Annotated in this window: 16 protein-coding genes, 1 tRNA gene and 1 pseudogene; 8 read left to right on the forward strand and 10 right to left on the reverse strand. The window is 45.9% G+C overall.

Annotated elements, in window-relative coordinates; all coding sequences use genetic code 11:
* Positions 1-95: 95 nt before the first annotated feature.
* Positions 96-755, forward strand: a complete 660-nt coding sequence (locus J07HQW2_RS08255) for an HAD family hydrolase (RefSeq protein WP_021054992.1) — start codon at positions 96-98, stop codon at positions 753-755.
* A 6-nt stretch (positions 756-761) separates the two neighbouring features.
* On the opposite strand, the gene J07HQW2_RS08260 is transcribed toward J07HQW2_RS08255, so the two are convergent.
* A complete protein-coding gene (locus tag J07HQW2_RS08260) occupies positions 762-1,172 on the reverse strand; it encodes a DUF7993 family protein (protein WP_021054993.1) in 411 nt (136 codons plus the stop codon).
* Between the two features lie 100 nt (positions 1,173-1,272).
* Positions 1,273-1,933 (reverse strand): annotated as a pseudogene (phoU, locus tag J07HQW2_RS08265) (phosphate signaling complex protein PhoU).
* A gap of 358 nt (positions 1,934-2,291) precedes the next feature.
* On the opposite strand from phoU, the gene J07HQW2_RS08270 reads away from it, so the two are divergent.
* Complete coding sequence (locus J07HQW2_RS08270) at positions 2,292-3,293, forward strand: phosphate uptake regulator PhoU (RefSeq protein ID WP_021054996.1); 1,002 nt, start codon at positions 2,292-2,294, stop codon at positions 3,291-3,293.
* 511 nt (positions 3,294-3,804) lie between these two features.
* Here the strand turns inward: J07HQW2_RS08270 and J07HQW2_RS08275 are convergent.
* Positions 3,805-4,182 (reverse strand): 30S ribosomal protein S8e, encoded by a 378-nt coding sequence (locus J07HQW2_RS08275; protein WP_021054997.1) that lies wholly within the window; start codon positions 4,180-4,182, stop codon positions 3,805-3,807.
* Between the two features lie 287 nt (positions 4,183-4,469).
* Here J07HQW2_RS08275 and J07HQW2_RS08280 point away from each other — a divergent pair, with 287 nt between their 5' ends.
* On the forward strand, positions 4,470-4,931 hold the full coding sequence (locus tag J07HQW2_RS08280; RefSeq protein ID WP_021054998.1) for a DUF2240 family protein: 462 nt from the start codon (positions 4,470-4,472) through the stop codon (positions 4,929-4,931).
* Positions 4,932-5,257: 326 nt separating this feature from the next.
* Here J07HQW2_RS08280 and carB read toward each other — a convergent pair whose 3' ends face one another.
* The 6 genes from carB to J07HQW2_RS08310 form a co-directional block, all read right to left on the reverse strand.
* Positions 5,258-8,524 (reverse strand): carbamoyl-phosphate synthase large subunit, encoded by a 3,267-nt coding sequence (gene carB / locus J07HQW2_RS08285; RefSeq protein ID WP_021054999.1) that lies wholly within the window; start codon positions 8,522-8,524, stop codon positions 5,258-5,260.
* 134 nt (positions 8,525-8,658) lie between these two features.
* The gene (locus J07HQW2_RS08290; protein ID WP_021055000.1) at positions 8,659-9,186 is read right to left on the reverse strand and encodes a DUF5815 family protein; all 528 of its coding nucleotides are present in this window, start codon (positions 9,184-9,186) and stop codon (positions 8,659-8,661) included.
* Between the two features lie 151 nt (positions 9,187-9,337).
* A complete protein-coding gene (locus J07HQW2_RS08295) occupies positions 9,338-9,589 on the reverse strand; it encodes a DUF8006 family protein (protein ID WP_021055001.1) in 252 nt (83 codons plus the stop codon).
* Between the two features lie 57 nt (positions 9,590-9,646).
* Entirely contained in the window at positions 9,647-9,847 is a 201-nt protein-coding gene (locus tag J07HQW2_RS08300; protein WP_048075563.1) for a DUF7996 family protein, read from the reverse strand.
* Positions 9,848-10,175: 328 nt separating this feature from the next.
* A tRNA-Ile gene (locus J07HQW2_RS08305) sits at positions 10,176-10,249 on the reverse strand.
* A 127-nt stretch (positions 10,250-10,376) separates the two neighbouring features.
* Positions 10,377-10,856, reverse strand: coding sequence for an FxsA family protein (locus J07HQW2_RS08310; RefSeq protein ID WP_021055003.1), 480 nt, complete (start codon positions 10,854-10,856; stop codon positions 10,377-10,379).
* Between the two features lie 129 nt (positions 10,857-10,985).
* On the opposite strand from J07HQW2_RS08310, the gene J07HQW2_RS18160 reads away from it, so the two are divergent.
* The 5 genes from J07HQW2_RS18160 (at position 10,986) to J07HQW2_RS08320 (ending at position 12,696) form a co-directional block, all read left to right on the forward strand.
* Complete coding sequence (locus tag J07HQW2_RS18160; protein ID WP_021055004.1) at positions 10,986-11,360, forward strand: DUF255 domain-containing protein; 375 nt, start codon at positions 10,986-10,988, stop codon at positions 11,358-11,360.
* A 24-nt stretch (positions 11,361-11,384) separates the two neighbouring features.
* Positions 11,385-11,648: a hypothetical protein gene (locus tag J07HQW2_RS18165; RefSeq protein WP_021055005.1), complete on the forward strand. Its 264-nt coding sequence runs from the start codon at positions 11,385-11,387 to the stop codon at positions 11,646-11,648.
* Between the two features lie 131 nt (positions 11,649-11,779).
* Complete coding sequence (locus J07HQW2_RS18170; protein WP_021055006.1) at positions 11,780-12,064, forward strand: hypothetical protein; 285 nt, start codon at positions 11,780-11,782, stop codon at positions 12,062-12,064.
* A 23-nt stretch (positions 12,065-12,087) separates the two neighbouring features.
* Positions 12,088-12,219 carry a hypothetical protein gene (locus tag J07HQW2_RS18175; RefSeq protein ID WP_303704030.1) on the forward strand — a complete coding sequence of 44 codons (132 nt, stop codon included), beginning with the start codon at positions 12,088-12,090 and terminating at the stop codon, positions 12,217-12,219.
* Between the two features lie 99 nt (positions 12,220-12,318).
* Positions 12,319-12,696: a hypothetical protein gene (locus J07HQW2_RS08320; RefSeq protein ID WP_021055008.1), complete on the forward strand. Its 378-nt coding sequence runs from the start codon at positions 12,319-12,321 to the stop codon at positions 12,694-12,696.
* Between the two features lie 263 nt (positions 12,697-12,959).
* On the opposite strand, the gene mptA is transcribed toward J07HQW2_RS08320, so the two are convergent.
* Positions 12,960-13,889, reverse strand: a complete 930-nt coding sequence (gene mptA, locus J07HQW2_RS08325) for a GTP cyclohydrolase MptA (protein WP_021055009.1) — start codon at positions 13,887-13,889, stop codon at positions 12,960-12,962.
* Positions 13,890-13,956 lie beyond the last annotated feature (67 nt).

The following is a 13,956-nucleotide window of genomic DNA, read 5'->3' on the forward strand; positions in this document are numbered from 1 at the left end:
GTGATTCTTTATCTCATAATTCGATTATCATGCGTGATTAGTTGTGAACAAAGTGAGTGAGAAAGATAATACCGACCGATATCATAAATTAAAATGTGACACTCACCGCGGTCGGGTTTGACCTCGATGAGACGCTTGCTATTCCAACGCGTGATCGGGCAACAATCCTTGCTGAAGCAATTGCAAGCGTTGGCGCCCCACAGATCACTCGAGAGGCGTATCTTGAGGCTCATGGACGACATTTGACCAGCGAAACACGAACGCCAATATTTGCTGATCTACTCGCTGGTCGTGAGACCGATGTCGATGCGAAAGCACTCGCAGATGCATATCGGCATGAAATTGCTGATGCTTTGGTTCCGCTCAGTGGTGTTAAGCCATTTTTACGGACACTCACCAAAGAATATCACGTTGGTCTTCTCACGAATGGACCACAATTAGCACAGCGAGATAAGCTTCAAACGCTCACGTTGAGCGAGTTATTTGATGTTGCCTTGGTAACCGGTGAATTGTCCGCTGGAAAGCCAGATCCTGCTGCATTCGAGGCGCTCACTGATGCACTTGGTGTAACAGCGGGTAAGACTGCATATGTCGGTGATGATGTCGACGCTGATATATCGGGTGCGGCTAACGCCGGGTTAACTCCAATTCAGGTAATATATGACGGTGGTCCGGACCCCACGCCGGAGGCTGCCGTACACATTCCCCGGACGGAGCTTTGCTCGCAGTTACCGACGGTACTTAGAAATCAATAGCTAATATCAATCAGTATTCTCTGCTATGATGGCTGTAGCAAGAGACTCAAGCACTGGGAGAAATCGTTTGATTTCGGCGCCACTGGTAATAATCATAGCTGGTCTTTCTGACGACTGTACAGGAGAGTCTGAACAAAGACGGATATCAGTATCAGCAACGGCTTTAGCGGCGGGTGCCGCTGCAGTTGCCGTTTCAATCACGACACGAATATGTTTAGGATGAGCGTATACAGCTGCGACGTCATCGTCATTGGCAGCATGTAAGATATGATATGTGAGTGCACCATCTTCAGTCGGGGTAACGTCAGGGTCGGCGTCACCAACCGACAATGGTGCCAATATTCCTTCATGTCCAGTTATCTCAGAAGCAAGTAATTCCGCAATCCGATATCCATCGTTTACTTGTGTCTTAACCATTGATTGAATATATTGTTAGCTGAGTCAAATATATACTGACACGGTATGAGTAGTACTGATCCCAGCCATAGATTATTTTCATAGTAGTATCGTGACGGTATTAATACAGCAGTTTGTCATCGTTTTTAATCATATACAGTGATCGAGCAGTGATATTAACACCGTGGTCGCCGACGCGTTCAAGATCACGGATGGACAGAAGTAGCCGTGATATGTCTTGAACATATGACTCCGGAGTAAAAGCAATGTCAGCGGCGATATTCTGCTGTATGAGAGCTTGCAGCCTCACACAGTTCATCAACATTGTTATTACTCGCCGCAACAGCCCGACAGCGCTCTGCATCTTCGTCCGCATATGCTTGCATTGCTTGTGTCAACATTTTATCTATCTCATCTCCGATATGCTGAATGTCAACCTCTGGAAAGACATCACGGTCGGCAACCGAGGCATACTCTGCGAGATTTGTTGCTAGATCGCCGATTCGCTCAAGATCAGTTATGATTTTAAATGAGGCTGCAATTATCCGGAGATCAGATGCAACCGGTTGTTGAAGTGCAATAAGTTTGATACATTGCTGTTCAATTTCAAGATACATTGTATTGACATCCTCATCGCGTTCGATGATCTCCATCGCAAGCTCCTCATCTTTCTGCTCGAGCGCATCTAGCCCTGATCGTAGGTGATTAGACACTAATTCACTCATATATAGGACATCTTCACGCAACTGCGAGATTAACTTTTGATATGATTCTCGAGGCATACTACTACGAATATATATCAATGTATGGGTATATATGTCACTTATCAATAGTTCAGTGTGATCAACACTGAACACATATTGTGCACTGCTCCTGACAGTCTCAGACTGTATATATGTATTTTGACTATTTGTTATTATATCGGCAATATTGTGTAGTAATCCAGCTCAGTGCAGGGAAACAAAATAAATATTAATTATCAATCAGTTATACATCGGAGATTGCGTCAGTCATGGCATATAAATATATATTCTGATCAAATTTAGTCGTCGATACGACTATATGAAGTCAGATCATATTTCAATATGATAGTATATATATATGATCAGATTTATTGTGGCATGGAAAGCATAATGAGATATGGTAGAGACCCGGAAGGTGCAAGTCACCGGTGGTTCAACATTCACAGTCTCGATTCCAAAAGAGTGGGCAAACAATAATGATATTTCTGCTGGAAGTGTCGTAGAGTTCTATCCAGAAGGTGATTCATTACTCCTGGCTCCGACAACTGAAGAAGAGCGAACACGTGGGAGTCTTGAGGTGACTGATCTCGCTGGTGAGGAATTAAGACGGGCAGTGATGACAATGTATGTTAGTGGATTCGATATTATTTCACTCACCAGTAATCGAATCACAACAACACAACGGCGAACGGTTAGAGAGGCAACGCAAAGTCTTGTTGGCCTAGAGGTACTTGAAGAAACACGTGATCGAATCGTCGTACGAGATCTACTCGACTCCTCTGAGTTATCTATTCATAATGCCGTCACACGGATGCGGTTGATTGCGTTATCAATGCTTGAGGATGCAATAGACGCAGTCGCGACGCTTGATTCTGATATGGCTCGTGATATTATTCAACGAGATGATGATGTTGATCGTCTTTGGATGGTTGTCTCTCGGATCTTTCGGTCGACACTCCGGACACCTAAAGCCGCAGAAGAATTAGGTCTTGAAAGAGAGATTTGCTTCGGCTATCAGTCGGCTGCTCGACAATTAGAGCGTATTGCCGACCATGCCACGAAGATAGGACACTTGACATTGAGATTCGATGAGCCGGTTCCTGAGGAGGTAGTTGGTTCGCTCATGGAACTGCGTGAAGAATCACATTCGATTGTTGATGATGCGATGGATGCACTGTTCACTGCTGATAGTGATGAAGCAACGAACCTTGCGAATGATACACGCGAGTCAGTACAACAGATCGATGAGCGTGCACGACAGATCGATGAATTGCTTAGAGAACTTGACCCCTCTCGCGCACAGTTACTTGGATTAATTGTTGACTCGGTCTCTCGAAGTGCGGATTATGGTGGAAATATTGCCGAAACGGCACTACAAAAAGCAGCGCCAACGCCCTAAGATTGCTCTAGTTAATACATAATTTATCACTCTGCTGGAATTCCTCGTTGTACTTCGCCTCATCTCACTAATGTCACGCTCATAAGATTGGGCTGAATTTTTGATGTTTTTTTGAACTTTCTATTTGTGATTTCACCGCTGATCGTCGGCGATACGCTGAGAACACCCTTAGGTGGATTAAACGAGATCAATATCATTCATCGTCAATTCCGTATTCTATTCGATGAGCAAAATTTGATGAGTCACCTAGTAGCGTCTAAAAGCGGTAATCACTGATATTTTGTCGAGTATAGCAGATATCTGCATTGACGCTCACCCTCAGTATCATGCAGTAACTGCTGTATATGACACCCGATGGGCGAAGGCATTAATTCGATATCAAAAACTGATTTTCGTGATATACTCACATACGTATGTATTGAACTATGATATCGAAAATTATTGAAACCGCAGGAGTTACCCCACCAATAATATACAAGTCTATACTGAGATTAGAATATGACGCAATACGTCAGTTGTCTTCAACAAGTACGGCGCTAACTTGACCCGTTTGTCCTGGTCGAGACGTCACACGTGCTTGCCCTGCAGAGGTTTTAATGATTGCTCCCTTTGTGATAATATTTCGTCGAATATAATTAACATTCGCAGGATTATCAACAACATTTTCAATCTCTTCCGTAGACACCTCACCGCCATCTGCGACTTGTGCAATATTTGTTGATAATGCTCGGAGTTTATTTTCGGACCCACGCGCATCGATAACTTGGAATCGTGGGTCATCGACCGTTGTTTCTGCAGCCTCACGCCCGAGTTGGTGTCGCTTCTTTTTACCTACGTTATGAAGTCGCCCACCAGTTCGTTTCCGCGTTGATCGTCCTTGGTCTTTCATGTAAATAAACACTCTCGGTGAATACTTCAATGACTCGCATTACACGTATGCTCGGTATTAATTGCACATTATTCCAAAAGCAGCAATCTGTACGTTTATATATGATTTGCTGAGAGACGTCAAATAGGGTATATCAATAAAATTAATATAATAACCGTGACGATTTAGATGAGTGCATCAGCGAATACAATTTAATCGTGGGATAAAAATTGCTTCACGGGATAGCTATCTCTGGCATTGATAGATGCAGTTGAGTAGTTTATATCATTTGCACACACAATATTAGTATGAGTCTTAAAATCGCTGTTGCTGTCCCATTTAAACAACGTGGGAAAACACGTCTCGGTGAGGGGTCATTTGTCGTTGCACTTTCACTTGACCGCAACTGGTTTTCACCTGACCAGGTCCAGCGGTTGATTACTATCGCTGCTAGCCGGGGATTACTTTCTCAGTCTGGTGATAAAGTTATTGCAGAGTTCGACCCAGCGACTATTTCGATTCCTGACTCATACGAACCTGATGAGTCAATTCTTCGAGAACAATCAGCATTTGAGCAGTTACTTGATGCACTTGTTACCGCCGGACATGAGAAACGCAAGGTGGTTGCTGAAATCAACGAACGACAGCGCCACCTTGGGATTTCTGTTGAAGCAGCAGCGGCAGTATATGCAATAGAAGCTGGTGTTGACCTCGATACAGATACCGGTAGTGCGATTGATGCTGCATATGAGTCAGTTTGTAATCAATAAACTAACTCATCGAATATCAGTTCTTACTGCAATTGTATTTTCTGTATAATAAAAACTTCATACGTGCAAAGTTGCGTCTTAATTGACACAGATAGATTTTATTTGGACTGTTCGACGGTCGTGGCTGTCACTAATCTTGGCTATGGGTGTGCTCTCAAATGTACCAGAAATGTAACATAAAACGTGAGACAGAGCAGCTTCAGGATAATCACAAAACCACATCAGATTTCATCTTGATCGTGACGATTGGTTCAATTCAACAGTCGCTGCAACTACGCTCAAAACGAGTATCCACATTGAATCTAGCCGCTCCTATGGCGGAGATTTTATCCCCACTTGCTGGTCATTGTTGGCCGGTCAGAGACTGGATCAACATCAATCGGGTCATCTTTGGTATCAATCGCTTCAAGTGCCGCAAAGGCTGATGCAGTCGTCGAGAAGTATGTGATTTCTTCTTCGACGCAAATCTCAAGTGGACCGCGATCGCGGGAAATGACAATATCAATTTCACCCTGTCGAAGCGCACTGATAAGAGCCTCTGTGCTATCACTCTCCGGGAACGTCGCGAGTTCAAAGCATGCATCATATCCATCTCGTAATGCAGTACCATCATCACTATCAGGGTCTGGGAACTCCTCATCTGAGAGATCGACCCAGGCGGTTCCTGCAGACGGAATTGATTTTCCAACTGAGTTTTGTGCTTTATCATAGGCTTTTCCAAAGGTTGAGGCAGTTCCCATCACCTCACCAGTCGATTTCATCTCAGGACCGAGTCGTGGGTCTGACCCTGGTAATCGATCAAACGGTAAGACGACTTCTTTGACACTGGTTTCTGCTGGAATCTGCTCGGTGGTATCTAGTGTGGTAAGTGACTCACCAGCCATCACTTTCGCTGCGAGTTTCGCGACTGGAACGCCTGTTGCCTTTGAAACGAATGGCACGGTGCGTGATGATCGTGGATTTGCCTCAAGAACATACACATCGTTATCCTTGACAGCTAATTGTACGTTTAATAATCCAACTGTGTCCAGTGCAGTAGCAATATCCTCTGTAACAGCGCGGACACGAGACATCGTTTCAGTGCTCAATGAACGCGGTGGAATCATACATGCAGAGTCACCTGAGTGGACCCCGGCACTCTCGACATGCTCCATAACACCGCCAATGATTGTCCGCTCACCATCAGAAACAGCGTCAACATCAAGCTCAATCGCATCAGCAAGGAACTGATCAATAAGGATAGGCTTATCAGGTGAAACACGAACTGCCTCCTCGATGTACTCCTGTAACTCTGCATCAGAGTGAACAACATCCATTGCGCGTCCTCCAAGCACATATGAAGGGCGAACAAGGACAGGGTATCCAAGTTCATTCGCGAGCGTAAGCGCCTCAGACTCACTTGTTGCTGACCCACCAATGGGTTGTTTGATGCCAAGGTCACCCATCAAGCGATTAAATCGGTCACGATCTTCAGCAAGGTCCATCGCGTCAACACTCGTGCCAAGAATATCACAATCAAGTCCGCGGCGGTCAAGTTCATTTTCAAGTGGCTGTCCGATATTAACTGAAGTTTGTCCGCCAAACTGCACCATTACCCCATCAGCGTTGGTTGCCTCAGCAACATCTGCGACCTCCTCAGCAGTAATTGGTTCAAAAAAGAGTCCATCGGACGTGTCATAATCCGTCGAGACAGTTTCTGGATTATTATTGATAACATGTGCACCGATTCCAAGTTCCCTGAGAGCACGGACTGCATGTACCGAACAGTAATCAAATTCAACGCCCTGTCCGATTCTGATTGGACCACCACCGACGACAACGACACTTTCGACATCACGGTCAACGCGAAGTTCCCCGGCTGCTGCAGCACCTTCATACGGTCCAGAACCCGAGGCAAATTCTGGTTTTCGTGAAGAGTAATAATATGGTGTTTGTGCAGCGAACTCGCCAGCACAAGTATCGACTTGCTTGTATGTTCGTCCAGGAACAGTTCTCTCAACCGCGTCAATTGCTTCATCTGCTGTCTCCGCAATTTCAGTGTTTGTGATACCAGTCGTTGCAGCGGTTGTAAGTTCACCATTTTGTGCGGATTTTAGTGCGGTTGACACACGTTGAAATCGCTCAAGATACCATTGTTTGATGCCCGTCAACTCAGCAACTGTGTCGACGGAATACTCACGATTGAACCCCTCAAAGATTGCATATGCACGGTCTGGCGTTGGTCTGTCAAGATACTCTGATTTGAGTTCTATGTCACTGAGTGTTTCAAGATCGGCTGCTGGGTCATACTCGGATGAGCGCAATGCCTTTAATAGTGATTCTTCAAACGTGCGACCGATAGCCATTGCCTCGCCGGTCGATTTCATGGCTGTTGAGAGCTCAAAGTCAACATTGTCAAATTTATCCTTAGGCCAGCGTGGAACCTTCGTGACGATATAGTCGATTGCAGGCTCGAACGCAGCGGTCGTTTCACCGGTTATCTCATTTTCAATCTCATGGAGTCGTTTGCCAAGTGCCACTTTTGCTGTAACGCGGGCGATTGGATATCCAGTCGCTTTCGAAGCAAGCGCTGAGGACCGAGAGACTCGAGGATTTACTTCAACAACACGGTACTCCCCGCCTGGCGTTCCATCATCATGCCACGCGAACTGAATATTACAACCACCCTGAATTCCAAGTTCTCGAATGACATCGAGTGCAGCATTACGCATTGCCTGATGTCCTTCATCTGGGATAACCTGCGATGGAGTCACTACAATTGATTCACCAGTATGGATCCCCATCGGATCGAGGTTCTCCATATTACAGATAATAATCGTTGAATCGTCAGCATCACGCATTACCTCATACTCAAGCTCTACCCACCCAGCAATCGATTCGGTGATTAACACCTCACTGTTACGAGAGAGTCGTAATCCCTTGCGGACACGTTCGACCAGTTCATTCATTTCAGCAACAACACCTGACCCAGATCCACCAAGGGTGTATGTGGTACGTGCAATAACTGGGAGCCCACCGACTGCCTCAACAGCATCATATACTCGATCTCTGAGATCTGATTCGGTGAGCGATTGGACAGCCTCACCCTCTGTCAGAGAGATTGTCCTCGATTGCGGTACTGGCTGTCCAATCCGCTCCATTCGCTGACGAAATAGGTCGCGATCTTCTGTTGCATATATTGTCTCAAGTGGTGTCCCCATAATCTCAACATTGTGAGTTTCAAGAACACCTTCTTCTGCAAGTTCCGCTGTGACATTCAAACCAGTCTGTCCACCGAGTCCAGCAATCACACCGTCTGGTTGTTCAGTGCGAATAATCTCCGCGATTGCCGTGGTCGTAATTGGCTCGATATATACTCGATCAGCCATCTCCGGATCGGTCATGATTGTTGCAGGATTCGAGTTGACGAGGACAACCCGTGCGCCCTCTTCCTGAAGCGCCCGACAGGCCTGTGCGCCAGAATAATCAAACTCAGCTGCCTGCCCAATTTGAATTGGACCACTACCGATAAGTAGGATCGTCCGGTCGGCTGATGCGATGTCAGCGCTATCGGTATCAGTCCGTATGTTAGTATCTGCGTCCTCGTCAGTCATCACTGCGGTACAGTCTGCACATCGTAATAAGCCCGGCGAAATGCTACGAGATGCGAAGTCGGGTTGCGAAATTCGTAATCTAGTGATATAAAATAAGTATTGGATTCTCTATCTTCTATAATGAATTGTAGCTATTACATCGCGTCAGCTTCAGAGAATTCACGTTGCTCACGATATTGATCGACAAATTCGCCGATATCAAACTCATGCATCTGTGATTCAAACTGTGTTGCAATAGAATCTTCACCGTGACTAACAGCATGGTCCATTAACTCAATCACCAACTCAACAACGACTTCGTGTAATCGGCGAGAATCAAAGTCAGTAACCCAGACAATCCCTGCACCTACCTCGCCGTCATTGCTTACATCAACAACGGCGACACGATCAGGAAATTCCTCAAGTACAATCCCAAGAAGATGGGCGGTACCGAACTCTGGCATATCCTCGCTGGTCGTTTCTACTGCCTCTCTAAGCACTTCGACAAGGAACTCTGGAAGAAAGCGCTCTGCAGGGTGGATATCCATCACAACAGCATGCTGCTCCCCACAGTCGCACTCAAACTCACGCATTCCGAGGTCAAGTTGGCGGACAGCAGTTGTCTCACCACAAGCTAAGTCAATAGTTTCACCACCCCCACTGGGAACCCGCGGTTGTGTCATACTATTATATTGTATCCACAGCTGTTAAAAACCCTTATTTGGACAGCTAACTGTATTAATCACTATTTTTACTCATGAGGTCTCAGTTCTGACTTCGATTGTAATCGGAGAATCACAGCAGCGGGTTGGTTTACAGCCACCTCAGGTCCCGTCACTCACTTGCAGTTGTGTATAACAGAGGACCGACAAGTAACAGTGCAATACCTAAGAAAAGATAATGTATCGGCACAAGTGCCTGTGGTGTGAGAATAAAGATAAGACCAAAGAGGGTAGTGTTTGCTGCGACTAGTCGCTGGGACTTCAATGGAAGTGCGCCGACAGTGGCAAGCACAAATCCAAGCAATAACGCCTGCCCGACGTTGTAGTTGAGCAAGAAGCTATCGACAAGCTGTAGAGGGAACATCGGTAATCTGGTTTTCTATGTGACCTGTTCATTAAACTTCCGTTCTTCAGAGCAGTCTCACCGTCCGGTTGGACCCGTAATATCAAGTGGACGTATCCACCCAAACCACACCGCAAAGACCATTCCAGCATATCCGAGTGTGTAGATGATAACTCCAAGATCATTGTATCCCGCCTCAGCGAGAGCTCGTCGTGCAAGTCCTGACCCAGCAATGCCGCTCAACAATAACGCTCCTAATAATAATTTACTCCGCGTCAACTCGAAGAGACCTACGTCGGTTTGATCAACCGTGTTGAGTGTCTTGACGGTGTCGTCAGTACGATTGGCATCAGTGTCAGTTCCAGTGCCAGTATCGCCCGAATTGTCATCTGTTGTACTGTCGGTGCTCATACGTATACTCGTGAGTTACCGTTGATAACTCCTGAATTACTCGATTCAATCGGGTCATGCACGTGGTCATATTGATCCACGTTTGAATAAAAGCTCGGCATTAACAGTCCCACCGGTAATCGGTATGTAACGAAATTAGTTGGCTGGGGAGTTACGACCCGGACTCCAACTACAGTATGAATAGTTGGAAAGGAGGTGGGCCAACACGGATTTGAACCGTGGACCTCCCGGTTATCAGCCGAGCGCTCAACCTGACTGAGCTATTGGCCCAGCGGAGCGCATGTGATGCTAGCGTAATGATGTGTTTAAGCGTTTCCTTTCAGCGGTTTTCCAGTCGTATCAAAATCAATGCACTGCATCGAGATGGGCAGCAATATTATCTGCATAAGCTGATTCACTATCGATCTTCATCAGGATGCCCATACTCCTCTGGATCAAGATTTATTGTATCATCATCTGGGAAGCCATTCACATATACATTACCGGATATGAAATCATTCGTTCGTTGATCAAGTATCGGCGTGACGATATACCGTTTCGCGAGAATGCGAATCGGATATCGTGTAACAGGAATTGCACTTGCGAATCCAATTACGTCAGTAACAATCCCAGGTGTCAGTAAGAATGCACCAGCAGCAATGAGCAATCCTCCATCAATTAATTCATTCGTCGGGAGCGTTCCCTGTGCAATCTTCTGTTGGATTCGCTGTATTGTTGTCCGACCCTCAGCACGGACAAGCACCATCCCGAAGAGCCCAGTCAAGACGACAATAAGCACTGTGGCAAGGAGACCGATGGTTGTCGCAATCGGCACAAGAAGCAATGTATCAACGAGTGGAATCGATAGTAGAGCTACGATCACCCATCGAGTCTTCATATAATGAATACCCAATCAGCATTGATAGCCCTTGTGTCGATATCAATCTTGAGTATATATTTTTAATATTGTATCGTACTGTGATTGATACCTCAATTTCTTAATACGTGTCATCACTGATATTATGTTGTGATTGACGATCCGACCCGCGTTGAGTGGCGGCAGTGGGGTGATGAGGCATTTGCCAAAGCACAGGCGAGTGATACACCGGTGCTTCTCTCATTGACGGCAACTTGGTGTGACGGTTGTCAGGAGATGGATATGGAGACGCACGCTGAGCCACATATTGCCGCCAATATTAATAACGGGTTCATTACAATTTGTGTCGATATTGATCGTCATCCGCGGGTTCGTGAGCGATACAATATGGGTGAATTCCCATCGACTGTTTTCTGTACATCAACAGGAAAACCCCTCACAGGTGCTGGTGGTATACGACAAGTTACTGATTCTGTCCGGTCTGTTTGGACCGAACGAGGTGCTGATGCCGGTCGAATTCTATAACCACTTACAGACGACCCGACACCGGTGGGAACGGTCGATGACCGTATTGCCGGACAACTCGAGTCAAAATGGAATGATCAATTCGTAGGGTGGGAAGATAGTGCAAAATTCCCACTTTCACGACCAATCGAGTTCGCTCTCAAGCGTGAGCGAAATCAAGCAATTGAGACACTTCATGTAACTGCAGAATCGCTGTATGATCATGGAACGGATGGATTCTATCGATACACTGACAACCGCGATTGGTCAACACTTCGTAAAAAAGATTCTTTATACGAATGCTGTTGATTCGTGCATTCGCAAACGGATAGCTGTATACCGGTGAGGAAACGCTGCTTGACCCGGCATATGGTACACAACAGTTCCTAGTTGATCAACTGTGGAACAGTCACGCGTTTGCAAAAGATATTGCCCCACAATTGGAGAGTGATACGAATAAAGAGGAATCAGACGCGACTGCCGATTCTCGTTGTGATCCAACAATGTATGTGGGGTCAAACGCTCTCATGGCAGATGCACTGTTGACACTGGGCGCGTATAATGACGATGAGGAAGCACATGAATACGGTCGTCGTGTGCTCATGGCAGTTGAGTCAGCGTTCATCATCAGTAGTGGGGCTGTGTTTCATGCTGATTACGATGGAGTGTTGAATGAATCACATATATCTGATGATACGACTTTTAGCTCAGAGACGGAGACATAGATTCTTCCGAGCCCATGTTGTTGTTGTTAGAAGACCATGCTCGCATTATCAACGTATTCGTTACCGCACGTCGGGCGCTTGGACAGGATGTGAATGAGCTTACAAATAATCCTATGTCGATGGCCACCCCCATTGCCGACACTGCAATTGACTAACTTTATGATACTGATACTACCGGAGGGTTTCGAGATGGTCCAACAGCTGGTTCCGGATTGCTTGATCATCCACTGTAACCACTTGATGGAACCGTCAAAATGGCAGATGCATTGGTGAATCTTGGAATCGTAAGTGATACTCAACAATATATTACAGTTGCAACAGACGCACTTGCAGCGTTCGCAGGTGCCCGTGAGCGATTAGGTGTGCAAGTTGCTGGGTATAGAGCGGTCACAGCACGAGCAACACGAGTAGTAATTCTTCTAAGAATGGGTGTTGAGGTAGGGTCAGATCTTCACTGTGCTGTGTTGCGTATTGCTGATCATGAAGCAATTGTAGTACCCAATGCCGATATCCAAGATGATACACCTCATCTCATTCATGGGTCAGAAACCGAGACCGAGACCGAGACCGAGACCGCGACCACGACCACGCCGGATGAACTGATGAAAACAGTGTCAGTGCTCACACATTAAAGATTGGAGATCAAAAAGTGATTATTCTTACTTACCTACACTTATTCATACCCGCTCCAGCTCCACAGAGCGCGCGGATAATTTTATCATTTTAGACCAGGCTCTCAGATTGTAAGAGAATTATCTAAATTTTAACTCAGTGGTCTACTTTTATACATTCTGCAGAGTATATCATACTGAGATTATAATTACACGGTCTCTTGATTATTCACGCTCGAAATTGCCACATTCGTATATGCAGTAGATAGAACAATAACTAGTTACTATGATGTGCTAACTTCTGTTCGCAATTGCTTGAGTGAAACCTCGCGTTCAGCATGTGCATTATGTTGATGAATCGATTCATCATTTGATTGTTTCATTCGCACAACAGCGTCATTATCGAGATGGTCAAATGTGTCAACAACTTGCTCAGCCATTGAACGAACACAGTCTTCGACAAATTTTGCATCAGCATGTGCATGGTATGTCATATAGTCCTCATCTGGACGTTTTGCCAGATTATATATTCGTGCGGACATCGCATCGCGAGCGATGTCGGCAAGTTCAATCAAGTCAACATCCGGGGATCCATCAGCTGTAACTGTGAGTGTTGCATGCCCACGCTGTGAATGCCCTGGCTGTGGAACCTGCTCGAGGAATGTTTCAATCGTTTCATCCTCAATATCAAGATCACGCATCACATCACGAGCTCTAGATGCCGACATTCCCTGCGAACACGGACAGACTGTCATCCCAACCACCTCTGCGCCAATTTCCTCGCGGGTTCCCTCATCAGTCGCAGTCGCGCTGGCAATAATCGAGACTGTATTCTGTGTTGGAAGTTCACTCGCTGGAGTGTCTTCATGTATAACAAGGTCTGCGGTCATCTCGACTGTCGCAGTTGTCGTATACTCATGTTTTTCTAATAATCGCTCTGCGACGTCACCGCACATATCCTCGACACGAGATACTGATCCCGAAACAGCCGCCTCAAGCGTCTCATCAATTACTTGCATATTTCGGCTCATATCGATTCCCTTTCGACCGCTCGGGAGATCAACAAATACCTCGAATTCAGCCATTAATACAAGTGGGTTCTTTCCCTCGCGCTCAATTTTCACGAGTTTATCAACGTCTGTGACTCCAACCTGACTCAATCCGACGGTGACGTCGGGACGACTTGCCTGAACATCAGGCAACTGGTGACTCATCGATGAGACCCTAGAACGGTATTCGATTAATGCTTTCGTTCTACAAAAACGAATATCTCCATACGCA

Source organism: Haloquadratum walsbyi J07HQW2, assembly GCF_000415985.1.
Classification (GTDB): Archaea; Halobacteriota; Halobacteria; order Halobacteriales; family Haloferacaceae; genus Haloquadratum; species Haloquadratum walsbyi_B.